Origin of the sequence: Klebsiella sp. D-Nf1, assembly GCF_002810515.1 — a bacterium.
Classification (GTDB): Bacteria; Pseudomonadota; Gammaproteobacteria; order Enterobacterales; family Enterobacteriaceae; genus Klebsiella; species Klebsiella variicola.
This window is the reverse complement of record NZ_PIOK01000001.1, coordinates 1,291,418-1,309,973: the sequence shown is the minus strand read 5'-3', so window position 1 is coordinate 1,309,973 and position 18,556 is coordinate 1,291,418. Positions and strand designations below refer to the sequence as shown.

18 protein-coding genes and 2 pseudogenes are annotated in these 18,556 nt (G+C 59.3%); 13 read left to right on the top strand and 7 right to left on the bottom strand.

The features are described from left to right. The first annotated feature begins 12 nt into the window (after positions 1 to 12). A complete protein-coding gene (locus tag CWM54_RS06410) occupies positions 13 to 246 on the top strand; it encodes a YdcY family protein (RefSeq protein WP_100680366.1) in 234 nt (77 codons plus the stop codon). Between the two features lie 8 nt (positions 247 to 254). Here CWM54_RS06410 and CWM54_RS06405 read toward each other — a convergent pair whose 3' ends face one another. Further along, positions 255 to 704: a DMT family transporter gene (locus CWM54_RS06405; RefSeq protein WP_061154429.1), complete on the bottom strand. Its 450-nt coding sequence runs from the start codon at positions 702 to 704 to the stop codon at positions 255 to 257. Continuing rightward, on the bottom strand, positions 701 to 1,219 hold the full coding sequence (locus tag CWM54_RS06400) for a GNAT family N-acetyltransferase (RefSeq protein WP_012541564.1): 519 nt from the start codon (positions 1,217 to 1,219) through the stop codon (positions 701 to 703). The genes CWM54_RS06405 and CWM54_RS06400 overlap by 4 nt, the downstream gene beginning before the upstream one ends. Positions 1,220 to 1,381: 162 nt before the next feature. On the opposite strand from CWM54_RS06400, the gene CWM54_RS06395 reads away from it, so the two are divergent. Both CWM54_RS06395 and CWM54_RS06390 read left to right on the top strand, forming a co-directional pair. Then, on the top strand, positions 1,382 to 1,963 hold the full coding sequence (locus tag CWM54_RS06395; RefSeq protein WP_100680365.1) for a helix-turn-helix domain-containing protein: 582 nt from the start codon (positions 1,382 to 1,384) through the stop codon (positions 1,961 to 1,963). Positions 1,964 to 2,028: 65 nt separating this feature from the next. Next, positions 2,029 to 3,066, top strand: coding sequence for an NADP-dependent oxidoreductase (locus CWM54_RS06390; RefSeq protein ID WP_100696476.1), 1,038 nt, complete (start codon positions 2,029 to 2,031; stop codon positions 3,064 to 3,066). 62 nt (positions 3,067 to 3,128) lie between these two features. On the opposite strand, the gene rihA is transcribed toward CWM54_RS06390, so the two are convergent. Beyond that, the gene (rihA, locus tag CWM54_RS06385) at positions 3,129 to 4,064 is read right to left on the bottom strand and encodes a pyrimidine-specific ribonucleoside hydrolase RihA (RefSeq protein WP_100696474.1); all 936 of its coding nucleotides are present in this window, start codon (positions 4,062 to 4,064) and stop codon (positions 3,129 to 3,131) included. Between rihA and CWM54_RS06380 the strand changes: the two are divergent. Together CWM54_RS06380 and CWM54_RS06375 are read left to right on the top strand one after the other, a co-directional pair. After that, positions 4,026 to 4,256: pseudogene (locus tag CWM54_RS06380) on the top strand (hypothetical protein). The gene rihA and the pseudogene CWM54_RS06380 sit on opposite strands and share 39 nt — an antisense overlap. 89 nt (positions 4,257 to 4,345) lie before the next feature. Further along, positions 4,346 to 4,645 (top strand): DUF406 domain-containing protein, encoded by a 300-nt coding sequence (locus tag CWM54_RS06375; protein WP_100696472.1) that lies wholly within the window; start codon positions 4,346 to 4,348, stop codon positions 4,643 to 4,645. Positions 4,646 to 4,713: 68 nt separating this feature from the next. Here the strand turns inward: CWM54_RS06375 and pqqU are convergent, their stop codons facing one another. After that, on the bottom strand, positions 4,714 to 6,819 hold the full coding sequence (pqqU, locus tag CWM54_RS06370; RefSeq protein WP_165785891.1) for a TonB-dependent receptor PqqU: 2,106 nt from the start codon (positions 6,817 to 6,819) through the stop codon (positions 4,714 to 4,716). A 259-nt stretch (positions 6,820 to 7,078) separates the two neighbouring features. On the opposite strand from pqqU, the gene CWM54_RS06365 reads away from it, so the two are divergent. Next, positions 7,079 to 8,140 (top strand): YncE family protein, encoded by a 1,062-nt coding sequence (locus CWM54_RS06365; RefSeq protein WP_100696470.1) that lies wholly within the window; start codon positions 7,079 to 7,081, stop codon positions 8,138 to 8,140. Positions 8,141 to 8,297: 157 nt separating this feature from the next. Next, the gene (locus CWM54_RS06360; RefSeq protein WP_002906779.1) at positions 8,298 to 8,519 is read left to right on the top strand and encodes a YgdI/YgdR family lipoprotein; all 222 of its coding nucleotides are present in this window, start codon (positions 8,298 to 8,300) and stop codon (positions 8,517 to 8,519) included. A gap of 50 nt (positions 8,520 to 8,569) precedes the next feature. Here CWM54_RS06360 and ansP read toward each other — a convergent pair whose 3' ends face one another. Together ansP and CWM54_RS06350 are read right to left on the bottom strand one after the other, a co-directional pair. After that, positions 8,570 to 10,024: an L-asparagine permease gene (gene ansP, locus CWM54_RS06355; RefSeq protein ID WP_100696468.1), complete on the bottom strand. Its 1,455-nt coding sequence runs from the start codon at positions 10,022 to 10,024 to the stop codon at positions 8,570 to 8,572. A gap of 189 nt (positions 10,025 to 10,213) precedes the next feature. Continuing rightward, positions 10,214 to 11,101, bottom strand: a complete 888-nt coding sequence (locus CWM54_RS06350; RefSeq protein ID WP_008804700.1) for a LysR family transcriptional regulator — start codon at positions 11,099 to 11,101, stop codon at positions 10,214 to 10,216. A 194-nt stretch (positions 11,102 to 11,295) separates the two neighbouring features. On the opposite strand from CWM54_RS06350, the gene dapF reads away from it, so the two are divergent. Next, entirely contained in the window at positions 11,296 to 12,162 is an 867-nt protein-coding gene (gene dapF / locus CWM54_RS06345) for a diaminopimelate epimerase (protein WP_008804701.1), read from the top strand. A 23-nt stretch (positions 12,163 to 12,185) separates the two neighbouring features. Here dapF and CWM54_RS06340 read toward each other — a convergent pair whose 3' ends face one another. Next, positions 12,186 to 12,881 carry a class I SAM-dependent methyltransferase gene (locus CWM54_RS06340; RefSeq protein WP_100696466.1) on the bottom strand — a complete coding sequence of 232 codons (696 nt, stop codon included), beginning with the start codon at positions 12,879 to 12,881 and terminating at the stop codon, positions 12,186 to 12,188. Positions 12,882 to 12,976: 95 nt separating this feature from the next. Between CWM54_RS06340 and CWM54_RS06335 the strand changes: the two genes are divergently transcribed. The 5 genes and pseudogenes from CWM54_RS06335 (at position 12,977) to CWM54_RS06310 (ending at position 18,547) form a co-directional block, all read left to right on the top strand. Beyond that, entirely contained in the window at positions 12,977 to 13,528 is a 552-nt protein-coding gene (locus tag CWM54_RS06335) for a shikimate kinase (protein ID WP_100696464.1), read from the top strand. 91 nt (positions 13,529 to 13,619) lie between these two features. Next, positions 13,620 to 14,627 (top strand): LLM class flavin-dependent oxidoreductase, encoded by a 1,008-nt coding sequence (locus CWM54_RS06330; RefSeq protein WP_100680356.1) that lies wholly within the window; start codon positions 13,620 to 13,622, stop codon positions 14,625 to 14,627. Further along, positions 14,617 to 15,738: a M20 peptidase aminoacylase family protein gene (locus CWM54_RS06325; protein ID WP_061154439.1), complete on the top strand. Its 1,122-nt coding sequence runs from the start codon at positions 14,617 to 14,619 to the stop codon at positions 15,736 to 15,738. Before CWM54_RS06330 ends, CWM54_RS06325 begins: the two co-directional genes overlap by 11 nt. Before the next feature lie 24 nt (positions 15,739 to 15,762). Further along, positions 15,763 to 18,026: pseudogene (locus tag CWM54_RS29210) on the top strand (NtaA/DmoA family FMN-dependent monooxygenase). 11 nt (positions 18,027 to 18,037) lie between these two features. Beyond that, on the top strand, positions 18,038 to 18,547 hold the full coding sequence (locus CWM54_RS06310; RefSeq protein ID WP_008804708.1) for a GNAT family N-acetyltransferase: 510 nt from the start codon (positions 18,038 to 18,040) through the stop codon (positions 18,545 to 18,547). The last annotated feature ends 9 nt before the right edge of the window (positions 18,548 to 18,556 follow it).

Below are 18,556 nucleotides of genomic sequence, written 5' to 3'. Positions count from 1 at the left end.
AAGGAGAACAGGATGGCACATCTGGATGAGGTTATCGTCAAAGTCGATAACACCCTTGCCGAGGGCGTTATCACTCATATGAATGAGCTGCTGATCGCCCTGAGCGATGATCCACAACTCAGCCGTGAGGAACGCTATACCCAGCAGCAGCGCCTGCGCACTGCCATCGCCCACCATGGGCGACAGCATCAGGAAGAGCTGGACGCACGCCGCGAGCAACTGACGAAAGGCGGCGCGATCCTCTGAAGATGCGCTCAGAACTGGCGCCTGGCCACCAGCCAGGCGCCCACCACCAGCATCACCGCGCCGCATAACGGCCCAATCAGCCCCCGCACCGGCACGCCGTGGGCGCGTACTAAATCCATGATCAACCCGCCAACCAGTTGGCTGGCGACCAGTACCGCAATGGTGGTGGCCGCGCCCACGCTCTGATAGCCGCTGATGCTGGCGAAGACGAAAAAGGACCCCAGCAGGCCGGGGATCAGCGTCCACCACTTCACGCTCAGGGCCAGCTCCTGAAAGCCGGCGACTCCCTGGCGCAGCAGTAACATCGTCACGAAAATAACAATTCCCACCAGCGAATTGAGCAGCATGGCGATAAGGATCGTCGACGCCGACTGGGTGATGCGCACCATCAGGGTATTTTGCACCACCAGACCAACGCCGGCGGCGACCAGGCAGGCGAGGGTAAGCGACGCATTCATGCCTTGCCGTCCGGATCCTGACGCTCATCCAGCTGCAGCTGCATAAAGGTGAGATCCAGCCAGCGACCAAATTTGGTTCCTACCTGCGGCATCTGCCCGGTGGTGATAAAGCCCAGCGTTTCGTGCAGATGCAGCGAAGCGTGGTTCTGCGATTCGATACCGGCGACCATCACATGTTTATTCAGCCGACGCGCTTCGGCGATCAGCGCAACCAGCAGTTTGCGGCCCAGCCCTTTCCCCTGATGATCGGGGTGAACGTACACCGAATGCTCTACGGTGTGGCGGAAACCGTCAAACGCGCGCCAGTCGCCAAAAGAGGAATAGCCGGTGATGACACCGTTTTCCTCGTTCACCAGCACCGGAAAGCCTGCCAGTTGGCGGGCTTCAAACCACGCGATGCGGTTGTCGGTATCCACGGTTTTATCATTCCAGATGGCGGCGGTATGCACGACGGCGTGGTTATAGATCTCGGCGATCGCCGCACAGTCGTCTTTAATGGCAGGGCGGATGGACATAGCAAACCTCAGTTTTTTGTACACTATAGTAGTACGATATTATTACAATAATGAACATCGCGCTGTCATCCGTTTTCCGCATAATTTTTACTGATGACCCGGTAATAACGCGGCCAGACGGGCAGTTGTGTAATGGGTGGATGCACACTATAGTATTACGTTATGAATACTATAGAAGACAACCTCAATCAGCGCATCAGTGCACGCATCCGCATCGAGCGCGAGTCCCGCGGTTGGTCGCTGAACGACCTCGCCGAACGGGCCGGCGCCTCGCGGGCGATGATCCATAAAATCGAGCGCGGCGAAAGCAGCCCGACGGCCTCGATGCTGGGCCGTCTTTCCGGCGCCTTCGGCATCAGTATGTCAACGCTGATCGCCCGGGCGGAAATGCAGGAGGGTAAGCTGCTACGCTTCGCCAGCCAGCCGGTGTGGCACGACCCGCAAAGCCACTATCTCCGCCGCCATGTCTCGCCGCGCAGCGATCTGCCGATCGATCTGGTGCAGATTGAGCTGCCGCCTGGCAGCGATGTGCCCATGCCGGCCTCTTCCTATGCGCTCGCCCGCCAGCTTATCTGGCTGCAGCAGGGCGAGCTGGTGTTTGTCGAAGGGACTACCCGTCATCAGATGCAGAAGGGGGATTGTCTGGAGCTTGGCCCGCCCAACGATTGTCGCTTTATCAATGAATCTGCGGAGACCTGCGTCTATCTGGTGGTTCGCCTTAATCAATCGCCATCCGGCTCTTAATGGTAAAGCACGTTGCGCATAAAGCAGCTAGCCTCAGTACAGTCTGCTAACAAGAGGAGTTTGCTATGACAGTTCAACCGCAACGCCAACACCGCTGGGTACTGGCTTCCCGCCCCCATGGTGAACCGACGGCAGAGAATTTCCGCCTGGAAGAGAGCGAGGTGCCGACGCCGGGACCGGGGCAGGTTCTGCTGCGTACCGTTTATTTATCGCTCGACCCCTATATGCGCGGGCGCATGAGCGACGCGCCTTCTTATTCGCCACCGGTGGCCATTGGCGCGGTGATGGTGGGAGGGACCGTGAGCCGCGTGGTCACCTCAAATCATGCTGATTTTCAACCTGGCGACTGGGTGCTGGGCTACAGCGGCTGGCAGGATTATGAACTCTCCGATGGCAACGGACTGGTGAAGCTGGGTGACGACCCGCAACACCCGTCCTGGTCGCTGGGAGTCCTGGGGATGCCGGGCTTCACCGCCTACATGGGATTGCTGGACATCGGCCAGCCGAAAGCGGGCGAAACGCTGGTGGTCGCCGCGGCGACCGGGCCGGTGGGCGCCACGGTTGGACAGATCGGCAAAATTAAGGGCTGCCGTACCGTCGGGATTGCCGGCGGCGCGGAGAAGTGTCGCTATGCGGTTGAGACGTTAGGCTTTGATGTCTGCCTTGACCATCGCGCCGCGGATTTCGCCGAACAGCTGGCCCAGGCCTGCCCGCAGGGTATTGACGTTTACTACGAAAACGTCGGCGGCAAGGTCTTTGACACGGTGCTGCCGCTGCTGAATACCGCGGCGCGGGTCCCGGTCTGCGGGCTGGTGAGCGGCTATAACGCCACCGGTCTGCCGGACGGACCAGACCGTCTGCCGCTGCTGATGGCGACCATCCTCAAGAAGCGCATTCGGATGCAGGGCTTTATTATCGGCCAGGATTACGGGCATCGGATCGCGGAATTCCAGCAGCAGATGGGGCGCTGGGTGCAGGAGGGGAAAATCAAATATCGCGAACAGCTGATCGACGGTCTGGAGCAGGCGCCGCAGGCGCTGATCGGCCTGTTAAAAGGTGAGAACTTTGGTAAGGTGGTGATCCGCGTCGCGGCGGACGACTAGTCCGGCGGATCCGACTTACTCTGCCCCTTTTCCCGCGACGGAAAAGGGGCGTGTCAGGCGTGTCAGGCGTAAAAGGCTAACCGCTGGGCGAGCAGATCGACAAAGGCTTCGCGGTCCACATCCAGCATCAGGGTGGTATTGGGTGGGTTGCCGGTCAGATGGTAGTAATCGACCACCGTCATCCCCTGGGTATATTTTCCTTCCGTTTCCACGCCGACCCAGCGTTCGATAGTGGTAAAGATCTCCGGCTTGAGGAGCCAGGCGATGGTGCAGGGATCGTGCAGCGGCGCGCCGTCGAACCCCCACTTTTCATCCTTGTGGTAGGCCATAAAGAAGTCGAGCAGCTCGGCGACAATGGTCGACACCGGGTTGCCAATCTGGCGGAATCGCTCGATATCCGCAGGGTGGATTTGCGCCTTATGGGTGACGTCAAGGCCCGCCATCACCACCGGGATCCCCGACTGAAAGACCATTTCCGCGGCCTGCGGATCGACGAAAATATTAAACTCCGCCGCTGGCTGCCAGTTGCCCAGCCCCATTGCGCCCCCCATGATCACGATGCGGGCGATTTTCGCGTGCAGCTCCGGGTGGCAGGCGAGCAGCAGGGCCACGTTAGTTTGTGGCCCGGTGGCCACCAGGGTTACCGGCTCCTGGCTTTCCCGCAGCACCCTGGCCATCAGCTCGACGGCGGTGCAGTTCTGCGGGGCAAAGGTTGGTTCCGGCAGGCTTGGGCCATCCAGTCCGCTCTCGCCGTGCACGTTATCGGCGATGATCAGATCGCGCATCAACGGTTTCCGAGCGCCGCCGGCAACCGGGATATCCGGCCGGTTCAGCAGCGTCAGCATACGCAGCACGTTGTGCAGGGTCTTGTCCGGCGTCTGATTGCCCGCGGAGGCGGTGACGGCTTTTACCTCCAGCTCCGGCGAGGCGAGGGCGAGGACCAGGGCGATCGCGTCATCATGTCCCGGATCGCAATCAATCATCATCGGCAGTGCCATAGCAGCTCCTTGTTGGCGTTGTTCTGTGACCAGACTAACGCTGTGAGGCGAGGCAGACGAGATGGTGTGCAGAATTGTGTGATGGAGGCCACGATTGCTGCGATGGCATCGCGTATCGTCACGTGACCGTCCGCAATCATGTTGCCTCGTTTTGCGGTGGCGCAAGCTGGCGCCCGCCGCGGCGCGATATAATTAAAAAATCGCTAATCCTTACGGATATTAATGGTTTGCTTTTCAGCGAGCGGATTCTTATCCTTAAGAAAACTCAAGAGGTTATTACGATGAAAGATGTAGTAGATAAATGCAGCACCAAAGGTTGCGCCATTGATGTCGGGACGATCATTGATAACGAAGACTGCGTCTACCGGGCCGAGAAGGTGTTCCCGAGCCGCGAAGAAGCAGAATCCACCGTTGCTGCCGTGCGCGAACGTGCCGCCGCCGCGGCGCCGGCCAGTGAACCGCCGCAGGTTGATTACACCATTGCCGCCGCCGGCGACGCGGTGAAACTCGATCTCGCCATCGCCTTCTCCTGCCAGGCGGAAAAGATCATTTTCGAGTTATCCCTGCGAAATCTGCTTTAACCCGCGTCCGTGGCGGAAGCGCAACAACGTTAAGCCTTCGCCCGCCGCTCCGCGGGCGAAGTCGAGTGTTATTCGAAGCGCCAGGCGAGGTTCAGGCCGATGCCGTAGTTACGTCCGGGGGCAGGCTCGTAGTAGCGCCCGTTGGACTCATTAACGATAACGGACCCGACGTACTCCCGGTCGAACAGGTTGTCGATGCGGCCGAACAGATCCATATCCATCCTGCCATAGCTCCATTTATAGCCGGTCGTCAGGCCAACCACCGTCCAGGAAGGCGCTTTAGCCGTGTTTTCGTCATTGGCCATGATGTCGCTCATGTAGCGAATATCGCTGCCGGCGTACCAGCCCTGCTCCGGCTGATAGCCAAAGGAGGCGAAGCCCATATTGCGTGCGATCCCCGGAATGCGGTTGCCGTTGCAGCTGGCGTCGTCGCAGACGTTGGTGCGATAGGTCGCGTCCAGCCAGGTCCATGCCGCCTTCAGACGCCAGCTCTCGCCAAACTGCTGATCCAGTCCCAGCTCCATCCCCTGACGACGGGTTTTGCCGGCGTTTTTATAGCTGGTGCGCCCGCCGCTGCTGCTGTCGACCACGATCTCATTATCAGTATTGGTCTGGAACAGGGCGGCGGTGAGCAGCCCATTGCCGATCCGCGTCTTACTGCCGATCTCCACCGTGTCGTTGGTGGAGGGCTTCAGACCGAAATTGAGGCCGCTCTGGTTATCGGAGCGGTATGACAGCTCGTTGATAGTCGGCGTCTCGAAGCCGCGGCCAGCGGAGAGGTAGACGTTCCACGCGTCGGTCAGGGCATACTTCAGCGAGCCTGCGGGCAGCCACTTGTGATAGCTGGCATCGCCGCTGTCATCGCCATTGCCTGGGGTGATGTAGTAGTCATTCGAGTCGAACCATACTGAGCTGTAGCGAACCCCGGCATCGAGCGAGAGTTTGCCCGTTAACTGCCACTGGGTCTGCAGGTAGGGGTCGACGTTCCACATCAGGTTGCGTTCGTTACGGCGCAGCGCGCCCTGTTCGCCATACTGTGGCGCGCCGTTGACCATCACAAAGTTTTCATACCCTTTGCGGCGCTCGCTCATGTTCTCGTAATCGAGACCGGCGGTCAGGGTGACGGGCACCAGCAACTCTCCGCGATGGGTCAGGCGGGTATCGATCCCCTGGTAGTGACGGGTGAGATCGATCACCCCGCCCGCATGGCTCGGTTTCAGCTGCGGTGCGCGGGGGATCGACTGGTACTGCGTGGTTTCGCGTTCACCGGCGTACATCATGACGCTGAGATCGTCCTGGGCGCTGAGCTGGCGCTCATAGCGCAGACCGGCCTGGGTCTGCCGGGTATTCTTGCGGGTATCATACTGGTCGCCGCGCGGCGACTGGCGCGGGTTATCGCGCCATTCGTCGGCGGTTAAGCCGCCGGCGTCATTGGCTTTGATATCGACGCTGTTCAGCAGCAGAGTCAGCTTACTGACATCGTTGATGCGCACCCCCAGTCGGGCGTTCGCCAGATTTTTGCGGGCGCCGCTGTGGTCACGATAGCCATGGGTGGTGAAGCGGTTGGTCGAGACCGTGTAATCCACATCGCCTGCGTGGCTGCCGTCGCCAACCGCGCCAGTGGCCTTCATCCCGTAGTGCCAGGTACCGAAGCTGCCATAGTAGCTACTGGCTTCCACGGTGGGCGGCTGGGTACCGGTCTGGCTGGTGACGTTGATCACTCCGCCGGACGAGTTACCGTACAGGGCAGAGAAGGGACCGCGCAGCACCTCAATAGTGTCAACGCTGCCAATATCGATATTCGAGGTCTGCCCCTGGCCGTCGGGCATGGTCGCCGGAATGCCATCGACATAGATGCGCAGTCCGCGTACGCCATAGGTTGAGCGGGAGCCAAAGCCACGAATCGACAGTTGCAGATCCTGGGCATAGTTTTGCCGGTTCTGCACCTGCAGGCCCGGCACGGCGCCCAGTGATTCAGAGAGGTTGACGCGCGGGGCGGCCTGGCGCATTTCATCCCCATTGACCACGCTGACGGCGGCGGGGGTATCCAGTTCAGAAACAGTGGTTGGCGCGGCGGTCACCACCATGGTTTGTTCATCAGCGGCCTGGGCGGCGGCGATGAGCGGCAGCAGCAGAGCCGGCAGGGCCGCGTGACGCACGGATAGGATTTTCATCGATAGTACTCGGGAGACGAACCAAATGGAACATATGTAGATATGTTACCCCGTTTGTAAAATATTTGAAAATTATTAACCGCCGTTGGTTAACGGATCGTGCTTCTTGCTGATGAATTTACCGAACTACAACAATTAGCGCTCCACTTTGAGATAAATAATGATTACTATTCGCATTCAAAAATAAAGGTAAAGCGAGGACTTTACCGCCGGAAGCGATGTCGGGTCAGCACATACTGGTTTATCAAAGGGAGTCGTCATGTCACTACGTCATTTTGCCGCGCCGCGTCTGCGCCATTCACTGTTATTCACCTCTCTGCTGCTGGCAGGTAGCTTTAGCGCCCACGCTGCGGATGAGATGCTGCGTAAGGCCGTCGGAAAAGGGGCCTACGAAATGGCCTACAGCCAGCAGGAGAACGCGTTATGGGTCGCCACGTCGCAGAGTCGCTCACTGGACAAGGGCGGTATTGTTTATCGTCTTGACCCCACCACCCTGGACGTGACGCAGATTATTCACAACGATCTGAAGCCGTTCGGCGCTGCTATCAACCATGCCACCGGCACGCTGTGGTTTGGCAATACCGTCGACAGCACCGTCACCGCCATTGACGCCAAAACCGGCGCGGTGAAAGGGCGTCTGGTGCTGGACGAGCGTCAGCGCAGTGAAACCGTGCGCCCGCTGCAGCCGCGCGAGCTGGCGGTCAATGAGCAGACCAACACGGTCTACATTACCGGTCTGGGCAAAGAGAGCGTGATTTGGGTGGTGGATGGCGCGACCCTGAAGCTGAAAACCACTATTACCGGCACCGGGGCGATGGCGACGGGCCTGGCGCTCGATCCGCAGGCGAAACGTCTCTATACCACCAATGCCGATGGCGAACTGCTGACCATCGACAGCGAGAGCAACACCATTGTGTCGCGCAAAAAATTGCAGGACGATGGCAAAGCGCACTTCTACTTAAACCTGAGCCTTGATACCGCCGGTCACCGCGCCTTTATCACCGACAGCAAGCAGCCGGAAGTGCTGGTGGTTGATACCCGCGACGGTAAGGTGCTGGAGAAAATCGCCGCGCCGGAATCGCTGGCGGTGCTGTTTAACCCGACGCGTAATGAAGCCTATGTGACGCACCGTAAGGCCGGGGAAGTCAGCGTCATCGACGGCAAGCGCTACAAGATCGTGAAGACCTTTAAAACGCCGACTCACCCCAACAGCCTGGCACTCTCTGATGACGGCAAAACGCTGTACGTCAGCGTGAAGCAGGCTTCCAGCCGTGAGAAAGAGGCCACTGCGCCGGATGATGTGATCCGCATCGCGCTGTAAGATGCCCGGGCGCGACGACGATCGGTCAAAGTCGCGCCCCGTATGCCGTCCGGCACCTCACCCTCTGTTACAAACGCGTATTGGCCTGATAAACCAGATGGTTATACACTTAACCCTTTCCCGCCTCGCGCGGGCAGTGGTAATCAGTGGAGATAAAATGAAAAAGCCATTTATGGTGATTTGCGCCGGTGCGATGCTGGCGCTGCTGGCAGGCTGTTCGTCCAACTACGTTATGACCACCAAAAGCGGTCAGACGATCGTCACCCACGGCAAGCCGCAGCTGGATAAAGAAACGGGGATGACAAGCTATATCGATGAGTCGGGTAATAAGCGGGAAATTAACAGCAGCGACGTGTCGCAGCTGGTTGAGGATAACTAAATCCTGACCTCCCGGTTTACCCGCGACGGACAAACCGGGAGTCCTGCCTGTTACTTCCTGAGCGTCGGCGCCGTACTGTGGATCGCATGCACGCGTTTACGCACGCCAAACCAGCCAGCTACCAGCAGCACCGCCAGCAGTGGAATTGAGCCAATGGTGTAAGTGCCGTTCGGATAATCGAAGGCCATCAGCACCAGCACGCTGAACAGGAACAGCAGCGTCAGCCAGGAGGTGAATGGCGCCCCCGGCATTCTGAAGCTCACCTTCGCCGCTTTTCCTTCCTTGATCGCTTTGCGCAGACGCATCTGACACACCACGATAAAGCCCCACGAAGCAATGATCCCCAGCGACGCGACGTTCAGCACGATCTCAAACACCTGCGACGGCACCAGATAGTTGAGGAACACCCCCACCACATACACCGCCAGCGTCGCCAGGATCCCGGCGTAAGGGACGTGGTGACGGCTCATCTTCGACATAAACTTCGGCGCGGAGCCCCCCATCGACATGGAACGCAGGATACGTCCGGTGCTGTAGAGGCCGGAGTTGAGGCTGGAGAGGGCGGCGGTTAATACCACGATGTTCATCACGCTGCCGATATAAGGCACGCCCAGTTTTGAGAAGAAGGTGACGAACGGGCTCTGTCCTGCCTGGTAGGCGGTCCACGGCAGGAGCAGCACCAGCAGCACCACTGAACCGACGTAGAACAGGCCGATACGCCAGATCACGCTGTTAATGGCCTTCGGTACCATCGACTCCGGATCTTTACACTCGCCGGCCGCGGTGCCCACCAGTTCAATGGAGGCGAAGGCAAAGACCACGCCCTGCACCAGCACCAGCGCCGGCAGAAGGCCGTGAGGGAAGAATCCGCCGTTATCAGTGATCAGGTGTAAGCCGGTGGTATTACCGTCCAGCGGCTTACCGGATCCGAGAAAAATGGTGCCGACCACAAGGAACGCAACGATAGCCAGCACTTTGACCAGCGCGAACCAGAATTCCATCTCGGCGAACCATTTTACGCCGATCATGTTCATGGTACCGACGATCGCCAGCGCGCCAAGGGCGAAGACCCACTGTGGCACATCGCCAAACGCGCCCCAGTAGTGCATATACAGCGCCACGGCGGTGATATCGACGATCCCGGTCATGGCCCAGTTAACGAAGTACATCCAGCCGGCCACGTAAGCGGCCTTTTCACCGAGGAATTCCCTGGCATAGGAGACGAAGCTGCCGCTCGAGGGTCGGTGGAGAACCAGTTCGCCGAGGGCGCGAAGAATAAAGAAGGAGAAGATGCCGCAGACCAGATAGACCAGTGCGAGCGCTGGCCCTGCCATTTGTAAACGTGCCCCGGCGCCGAGGAACAAACCGGTACCGATAGCGCCGCCGATGGCGATCATCTGTACCTGACGGTTGCCCATCGCTTTGTGATAACCCGCTTCATGCGAGTTGAGCCAGTGGCGTTTTGCAGCATGGTGCTCCGCTGCAGTGTCGTGTTTCGTATTCATTGATGTATCAGTTTCCTGTCAATGCCCATGTTTGCAGCCGGAGTGGATGACGGCTGGCACATTATGCTGGCTTTCTCATCATTCTGACGTAGGAGATAAGCTCAGACATGGCGCTGAATCCTACACGTAACGTAATAGTTACGCACCTAAAACATTTACCGATAGCATTTGACAGATTTATCAATGAGATCAGCGTCGCAGAGTTTCCAGCAACAGAGTGAAAGCGCTGGTATGCTGGCGTCGACTGGGGTAGTAGAGATGGTAGCCGGGGAAGGTGGGGGTCCAGTCCGCCAGCACTTGCACCAGCCGGCCACTGGCTAAGGCCTCCGCCACGCAGTCATCCGGAACGTAGGCCAGACCGAGGCCCGCCTCCGCCGCATCGATGCGCTGCGGCAGGCTGTTGAGGATCACTTGCCCCTCCACCCGGACCTGGATATCCCGGCCGTCGCGTGCAAACTCCCAGGCGTAAAGTCCACCTCGTGTCGGCAGGCGCAGATTGATGCAGCGATGCTGCGCAAGATCCCAGGGCGTCTGCGGCGTACCGGCCTGCTGCAGATAGGCTGGCGAACCCACTACCGCCATCCGCATATCCGGGGCAATGCGCACGGCAATCATCTCTTTCGCCACCTGTTCGCCGAGTCGCACCCCGGCGTCAAACCGGCCATCCACGATATCCGTGAGGCCATTATCAACAGTGATTTCGATGTTAATATCCGGATATTGCAGCATAAATGGCTTTAGCGCCGGCCAGAGTACAGTACTGGTGGCATGCTCCCCGGCGGTGATGCGCAGGTTGCCCGCCGGGCGTTCGCGCGTATCGCGCAGCGCGGTCAGCGCCCGCTCCATCTCCTCCAGATGCGGACCGAGGCGCTGTATCAGTCGCTCACCCGCCTCGGTCGGTACCACGCTGCGGGTGGTGCGGGTCAGCAGCCGCACATCGAGACGCGCTTCGAGATGGCGCATGGCATGGCTGAGCGCCGACTGTGACACGCCGAGCTGGGCCGCTGCGCGGGTAAAGCTGCGCTCACGCGCCACCACCATAAAGGAGAGCAGATCGTTTACGTTCTCTTTTAGCATAATCTTTCCGGATTGATGAATACCGCTCACAGGTACGCAGATTGTAAGCCCGACGGAGGGGAGGCGCCAGTCTGATAGCCGGACGCAGTGGAGCAGAATGACCACCACGGTTAACAACGCAGGGTTTAATTCATCAAGACGGTGAATGTAATGTAAGATGTCCAAAAAACTGCAGCGCCAGGCGAACCCACACAATGACACCCTTACACTTTCATAAATATCACGGGCTGGGTAATGATTACCTGGTATGCCATCGCGACGTTGCCGAACAGTTGAGCAACGAGCATATTCAAATGCTGTGCCATCGCCACTATGGCGTGGGATCGGATGGTCTGCTGATCGACAGCGGCGATCAGATCAATCCCACACTGCGTATTATCAATCCGGACGGCTCTGAGGCGGAGAAAAGCGGTAACGGGCTACGGATCTATGCGCGTTATCTTTTTGATATCGGTCGTGTTGGCCATGAGCCCTTTCTGGTACACACGGCGGGCGGTGACGTTTATTGCACTGTGCATGGCGATGTTCATCAGATTAGCGTCGACATGGGGCGGGCGAATTTCAATCCGGCGGCGCTGCCCGCCTTAGTGAATTTGCCTGAGGCGGTGAATTATCCTTTGCCGCTGGCGGATGAAACCCTGTCCGTCGTGCTGGTCTCCATGGGCAATCCCCACTGCGTTGTCCTCGTCGATAAGCTCGACCTGGCGCAGGTTCATCGTTTAGGGCCGCAAATCGAAAACCATTCCTTGTTCCCCAAACGCACCAATGTCCAGTTCGTGGAAGTTATCGATCGCCATACGCTAAAGATTGGTATCTGGGAGCGGGGCGCCGGGTTCACGATGGCCTCCGGGAGCAGCAGTTGCGCGGCTGCCAGCGCGATGCGCCGGTTAGGGAAGGTGGACGATCGGGTGGATGTCAACATGCCTGGTGGTCAGCTGCACATCACCTTCGACGCGGATTTTCAGGTCCGTATGCGTGGCCCGGTGCATAAAATCGCCAGCCTGACGCTGGATAAAGACTGCTTTGTTGGCGGCAGCGCCATCTTCACTGGCGCTGCATAACAGGTGGCGCGGTCAGCCTGAAATTAACTCTTCTGAGGATCAGCCGACGGCCCGTTTGCCGAACAAACGATGGTGGCATGATCCCACCAGGCATTGTGCTTAACATCGGTGGCAAGGACGCTAAACTGCGCCTGCTGTATCTCATTCAGTAAAGCCGGGAGGGGTTTAAGCGTACGCCAGGGCTGCCCCTCTTTCAGGAGATGATGCTTGACAGGATCGTAAGTGGCGAGGTCTTCAGCATAACGAGGAAGCCCGCACATCGAGCCGATCACCAGCCGGCCTGCGGGTTTCAGCAATCTTCTCGCCTCGGCGAAAAAACGGCGACGCTCATCTTCCAGCAGACAATGTAAACAGCTGCCATCAATGATTAAGGCAAACTGGGCATCCTCACATTGAGAAAGATGACAGACGTTGCCGACGAAAAATGTGGCGTCCAGACCCGCTTGCTGAAAACGGTCTTCTGCCCAGCGGATCGCCGTTTCGGACACATCAACACCCGATACGGCATAGCCTCTTTCCGCCAGATACTCGGCAGCCATGGCACCATTGCCACATCCCAGTTCAAGTACCGGCGCGCCGGGAGCGGGTAAATAGCCATGGGCATCCAGCCAATGAAATGTTTTTTCTTGTTGTATCTTTGCCCTGGCAAAACCATCACCCGCCCAGGCGCTGGCTCCGTTGGCTAACAGTTGTCTGTAGCGGGCTTCATAGGGGTTCATCCTGAAAACACCTTTTATCATTGATAAACATCACTACTATATACGCCATTTAACATTGAAATAAGTATTCGTTTGGCTACCAGGGAGAAACAGAGATGAACATCAACGTGGTCGGCACCAGCGGCTCAGGCAAATCCACTCTGGCCCGGCGCCTGGCGCACAGGCTGGGACTACCCTGGATCGAGCTCGATCGCCTGTACTGGCGGCCGAACTGGCAGGGCACACCGGATGAGGCGTTTTTCGCCGCTATTGCCGCCGCTACGGCCTCGCCGGGCTGGGTGTTGGATGGCAATTACAATCGCAGCCGCAGCGTCAAATGGCGCGAGGTGGATCTGGTGATCTGGGTCGACTATAGCCTCTGGCGCACGCTGCGCCAGGCGGTGTGGCGGGCGGCGAGCCGCGCGTGGCGGCATCAGGAGCTGTGGCCGGGCACGGGCAACCGCGAGAGCTTTCGCCGTTCGTTCTGCAGCCGGGAATCCATTATCCTCTGGACGCTGAAAACCTGGCGGCAGAATCGCCGACGCTATCTGGCCGATATGCAGGATCCGCAATATCGTCATATTCGCTTCGTCCGGGTGCGCAATCCGCGGCAGGCTGAGGCGCTGCTCCGCGAGCTGGAAGCGCAGCGGTCAGGCGGGCATATCTAATTTTCAGCAGTACACATGTGAATTAATTGTTTCTCAATAGTTAGCAGAGATTTTAATAATGCAGGCACGTACTTTCATATGAGCCTGCGAAATGTCTTATCGAATCAGTATCCTGGATAAAAGTCCGCTTGCCGCCGGGGAAACCGCCGCGCAGGCGCTGGCGCGTACATTAACGCTGGCGCAACACGCCGAAGCCTGGGGCTATCACCGCTTCTGGGTCGCCGAACACCACAATACCGATCAGCTGGCGAGCCCCTCGCCGGAGCTGGTTATCGCCTGGCTGCTGGGCCACACCCGGCGCATTCGCCTCGGGTCCGGCGGCGTCATGCTCCAGCACTATAGCCCCTATAAGGTCGCGGAAAACTTTAACCTGCTGGCCGCCCTCGCGCCGGGTCGCATCGATCTCGGCGTCGGCAAAGCGCCTGGCGGGCTGCCGCTCTCCACCCGCGCCCTGCAGCAGGGCCTGCATCAGGAGGAGAAAGGAACCTTTGCCGATCAGCTGGCGCAACTGGATAACTGGCTGTCGCTGACTGAGCCCGGTGGAGAGGAGAGCCTGCGCGCCACGCCGATCCCGCCGCGTCGGGCCGAGGGTTTCCTGCTCGGCGCCAGCCTGGAGAGTGCGGAACTGGCGGCTCGTCTTGACTGGAACTTTGTGTTTGCCGCTCATCTCAATGGTGACAGCGCCCTGCGCCGCACGGTGATCAACCGCTGGCGCGAGCTCAGCCCGCGTGAGGCGATTGTCGCCGTGCAGGTGGTGGTGGCTGACGATCCGGCCACCGCCGCCGCGCTGGCGCAGCAGGTCGAGGTGTGGGGCGTCGAGCTGGAGAACGGCCAGCGGGTGACCGTCGGCAGTGAGGCTCAGGCCGTCGCCTTTGCCCGCCAGGCCGGCAGCCGGCCGACGCGCATTGCCCGCCGTGAATCTTCGCTGATTTCGGGCACCCCCGAACAGGTTAAAGCCCGGCTTGACGCGCTGCAGGCGGAAGATCAGCTGGATGAATTAATCATTGATACCCCTATTAGCGACGGGCCAGCGCGCCTGCACTCCCTGCGCCTGCTGGCGCAGGCTCACTACGGCAAGGAGGTGCTGAATGTCCTTTGAACAACAACTGATTAGCTGGCGGCGCGAGCTGCACCAGAACCCGGAGCTCTCCCTGCAGGAGGTGGCCACCACCGCGCGGATCCGCGACTGGCTGCAGAGCGGCGGGCTGACTCTGCTGCCCTACGATCTGAAAACCGGGCTGGTCACCGAAGTCGGCAGCGGCGACAAGGTGGTTGCCCTGCGGGCGGACATCGACGCGTTGCCCATCGAGGAGGCGACCAGTCTGTCCTATCGCTCGCAGAACCCCGGGGTGATGCATGCCTGCGGCCATGATATTCACACCAGCGTGATGCTGGGGGCGGCGCTGCTGCTGAAGGAGCGGGAAGCGGAACTCCCGGGGCGGGTGCGGATCCTGTTTCAGCCGGCGGAGGAAAATTTTGGCGGGGCGAAAACCCTGATCCGTGCCGGGGCGCTGGAGGACGTGTCGGCGATCTTTGGCATGCACAATGAGCCCGGCCTGCCGGTGGGCGAATTTGCCACCCGCGGCGGCGCGTTCTACGCCAACGTCGATCGCTTCGTCTTCAAAGTGACCGGGAAGGGGGCGCATGCCGCCCGCCCACATGAAGGAAAGGATGCGATCCTGCTGGCCAGCCAGCTGGTGACGGTGCTGCAGAGCGTGGCCAGCCGGGAAGTGAACACCCTCGACTCGGTGGTGCTCAGCGTGACGCGGATCCAGGGAGGCAATACCTGGAACGTGCTGCCGGAGAGCGTTGAGCTGGAAGGGACGCTGCGTACTCACAGCAGTGAAGTGCAGCAGCGGGTCAAGGCCCGGGTCAGCGAGATCGCGGCCGGTTTCGCTAGCGCCTTTGGCGCACAGATTGATGTCTTCTGGTATGCCGGCCCGACGGCCCTGGTCAATGACGCCCGCTGGGCCGACTTCGCCAGCGATGTGGCGGCCCAGGCCGGGTACCGTACCCATCACGCCGATCTGCATCTCGGTGGCGAAGATTTTGCGGTCTATCTTCAGCATATTCCCGGGGCGTTCGTCAGCATCGGCAGCGCCAGCGAATATGGTCTGCACCATCCGGCATTTAATCCGGACGAACGGCTTATTGCGCCCGCAGCGCACTATTTCGCCCAGCTGGCGGAGCAGGCATTACAACATATTTAATGGATGACAGGGGAAGGGGTAACTATGTCTGAAAATCGACAATTGCGTCTGGGAACGATATTACATGGCGCATCGGGAAATATGTCCGCCTGGCGTCATCCGGCGGCGCAGGCGGACGCCAGTATTAATTTTAACTTTGTCACGCAGACGGCGTTAAAAGCGGAAGAGGGGAAGCTGGATTTTATTTTTGTCGCCGACGGGTTATATATCAATGAAAAATCGATTCCCCATTTTTTAAATCGCTTCGAACCTTTAACGGTACTTTCCGCGCTGGCCGCGGTCACCCGGCGTCTGGGACTGGTGGGGACCTTATCCACTTCGTATAGCGAGCCGTTTACTACCGCCCGCCAGTTCGCCAGCCTCGACCATTTAAGCCAGGGACGGGCGGGGTGGAATGTCGTCACTTCGCCGCTGGAAGGGTCGGCGAAAAACTTCTCCCGGGCCCAGCATCCGGATCATGCGCTGCGCTATTGCATTGCCGATGAATATCTGCAGGTGGTGAAAGGCTTATGGGATTCGTGGGAAGAGGACGCCTTCGTGCGCAATAAAGAGAGCGGCCAGTTCTTTGACAAAAATAAACTGCATACGCTCGATCACCACGGCGATTTCTTTAAAGTTGCCGGCCCGCTGAACATTGCCCGCACGCCACAGGGACGGCCGATTATTTTCCAGGCCGGCGCGTCGGACGACGGCAAGAAATTAGCCGCACGCCACGCCGATGCCATTTTTACCCATCAGGAATCGCTGGCCGAGGCGCAGGCATTTTATCAGGATGTCAAAAGCCAACTCAGCGCATATCAGCGCACCCCGGACCAACTGCATATCTTCCAGGGCGTCAGCGTCATCGTCGGGGATGACGCTGAGGATGCGGAACGTCAGTACCAGACTACCGCGGCGCTGGTCTCCATCGAGGATGCGCTGAATTATCTGGGGCGGTATTTCGAACATCATGATTTTTCGCAGTATCCGCTTGATGAGCCGTTCCCGGATATTGGCGACCTCGGACAAAACAGCTTCCGCAGTACCACCGACGAGATTAAACGTCATGCGCGCGAGCGGGGATTAACCCTGCGCCAGGTGGCCCTGGAGGCAGCGAGCCCGCGTCCGCGCTTTACCGGCACCGCCAGCGATGTCGCCGATGGCCTGCAATTGTGGTTCGAACAGCACGCGGCGGACGGCTTCATTATTCAGGGCGGCACGCCGGAAACCTTCCCGCGCTTTGTGGATGAGGTGGTTCCGCTGTTACAGGCGCGCGGCCTGTTCCGTCGCGACTATCCGGGCACCACCCTGCGGGAAAGTCTGGGTCTGGCGCTACCTGCTAATCAATTCCAAAAATAATAAAAGAGAATCACGCTATGCAGAAAACAACACTCTTGCTGGCCGTCGCGTTGGCATTTAGCGCCTCGTCGTGGGCACAGGACGTCAAGATCAATGGCACCGGGGTGAGCCTGGAGGCCAACAAAACGCCGATTCACACCGCGAAAAATCCACAGGCCATTGCGCTGTTGCCGAAAGATCTGCATCTGGCGGTGCCGGGGAAATTCACCGTCGCGGTGGCAGCCCTGAACTCACCACCGCTGACGGTCTTCGCCGATGACAACAAAACCCTGCTCGGCAGCGAGACGGATATCGCCCGACTGGTGGCGGAGAGCCTCGGACTGGAAGTGAACGTGGTTCCTACTTCATGGGAAGACTGGCCGCTGGGGGTCACCTCCGGCAAATATGATGCCGCGATCAGCAATATTACCGTTACCAAAGAGCGCAAAGAGAAGTTCGATTTCGCCACCTACCGCAAAGATTCGCTGGGCTTCTACGTCAAAAGCACCAGTCCGCTGAGCAAAATTGACAAGGCGGAAGACATCGCCGGGCTGAAGATTATCGTCGGCTCCGGTACTAACCAGGAGGCGATCCTGCTGGCGTGGAATGCAGAGAACGTCAAGAAGGGGCTGAAGCCGTTTACCCCGGTCTACACCAAGGATGACGCCGCTCAGACGCTGGCCCTGCAGACCGGGCGCGCCGATGCCTACTTCGGCCCCAACGTGATAGGCGCGTGGAAGGCGGCGCTGACCGGCAAAACCAAACTGGTGGGCAGCGTCGACGGCGGCTGGCCGAAAGCGGCGCATATCGCGGTGACGCTGAAAAAAGACAGCGGGCTGGTGAATGCCGTCCAGGCGGCGCTGAACGGCGCTATCGCCAGCGGCGATTACGCCAAAGTGCTTAACCGCTGGGGCGAAGGGGTGGAGAGTATTCCGCAATCAGAAATCAACCCACCCGGACTGGGCGACTGACAGGAGGCGCGATGAGCGAAGCATTCCGCGATATTTCTCCGGACGCACCGGAGCTGCAGCCGATTATTAGCGGGCTGTTTGCCGAATATGCCGCCCGCTACGGCGACTATTTTTCCCGCGATGCGGAAGTGGAGTTGACTGAGTGGTATTTGCCGCCGCAGGGGCTGTTTATCGTCCTTGAGCGTGAGGGCGAAATTATCGCCACCGGCGCGTATAAACCGAAAGATCGCCACACCGCGGAGATCAAACGTATCTGGACGCACCGCCGTCTGCGCCAGCAGGGGCTGGCGGCGAAGGTGGTCCAGGAGCTGGAGCGGCGGGCGGTGCTGGCCGGGTACAGCCATATCTACCTGACTACCGGCTTCCGTCAACCGGAGGCGGTAAAGCTCTATCTCAGCCAGGGGTATGAGGCGCAGTTTGACCTCACGCGAGACCCGGAAGAGTACAGCCAGCCGCCCTATGATGGCCGACTGCGGTTCACTAAAGCGCTGGCGGTGAGCGCCTTCAGCCACAGCGCCTGAGGAGGCATG

What these genes read in the sequence shown, in the direction of transcription:
- CWM54_RS06410 (WP_100680366.1), top strand. Translation starts at nt 13, where the DNA reads ATGGCACATCTGGATGAGGTTATCGTCAAAGTCGATAACACCCTTGCC.
- CWM54_RS06405 (WP_061154429.1), bottom strand. Translation starts at nt 704, where the DNA reads ATGAATGCGTCGCTTACCCTCGCCTGCCTGGTCGCCGCCGGCGTTGGT.
- CWM54_RS06400 (WP_012541564.1), bottom strand. Translation starts at nt 1,219, where the DNA reads ATGTCCATCCGCCCTGCCATTAAAGACGACTGTGCGGCGATCGCCGAG.
- CWM54_RS06395 (WP_100680365.1), top strand. Translation starts at nt 1,382, where the DNA reads ATGAATACTATAGAAGACAACCTCAATCAGCGCATCAGTGCACGCATC.
- CWM54_RS06390 (WP_100696476.1), top strand. Translation starts at nt 2,029, where the DNA reads ATGACAGTTCAACCGCAACGCCAACACCGCTGGGTACTGGCTTCCCGC.
- rihA (WP_100696474.1), bottom strand. Translation starts at nt 4,064, where the DNA reads ATGGCACTGCCGATGATGATTGATTGCGATCCGGGACATGATGACGCG.
- CWM54_RS06375 (WP_100696472.1), top strand. Translation starts at nt 4,346, where the DNA reads ATGAAAGATGTAGTAGATAAATGCAGCACCAAAGGTTGCGCCATTGAT.
- pqqU (WP_165785891.1), bottom strand. Translation starts at nt 6,819, where the DNA reads ATGAAAATCCTATCCGTGCGTCACGCGGCCCTGCCGGCTCTGCTGCTG.
- CWM54_RS06365 (WP_100696470.1), top strand. Translation starts at nt 7,079, where the DNA reads ATGTCACTACGTCATTTTGCCGCGCCGCGTCTGCGCCATTCACTGTTA.
- CWM54_RS06360 (WP_002906779.1), top strand. Translation starts at nt 8,298, where the DNA reads ATGAAAAAGCCATTTATGGTGATTTGCGCCGGTGCGATGCTGGCGCTG.
- ansP (WP_100696468.1), bottom strand. Translation starts at nt 10,024, where the DNA reads ATGAATACGAAACACGACACTGCAGCGGAGCACCATGCTGCAAAACGC.
- CWM54_RS06350 (WP_008804700.1), bottom strand. Translation starts at nt 11,101, where the DNA reads ATGCTAAAAGAGAACGTAAACGATCTGCTCTCCTTTATGGTGGTGGCG.
- dapF (WP_008804701.1), top strand. Translation starts at nt 11,296, where the DNA reads ATGACACCCTTACACTTTCATAAATATCACGGGCTGGGTAATGATTAC.
- CWM54_RS06340 (WP_100696466.1), bottom strand. Translation starts at nt 12,881, where the DNA reads ATGAACCCCTATGAAGCCCGCTACAGACAACTGTTAGCCAACGGAGCC.
- CWM54_RS06335 (WP_100696464.1), top strand. Translation starts at nt 12,977, where the DNA reads ATGAACATCAACGTGGTCGGCACCAGCGGCTCAGGCAAATCCACTCTG.
- CWM54_RS06330 (WP_100680356.1), top strand. Translation starts at nt 13,620, where the DNA reads ATGTCTTATCGAATCAGTATCCTGGATAAAAGTCCGCTTGCCGCCGGG.
- CWM54_RS06325 (WP_061154439.1), top strand. Translation starts at nt 14,617, where the DNA reads ATGTCCTTTGAACAACAACTGATTAGCTGGCGGCGCGAGCTGCACCAG.
- CWM54_RS06310 (WP_008804708.1), top strand. Translation starts at nt 18,038, where the DNA reads ATGAGCGAAGCATTCCGCGATATTTCTCCGGACGCACCGGAGCTGCAG.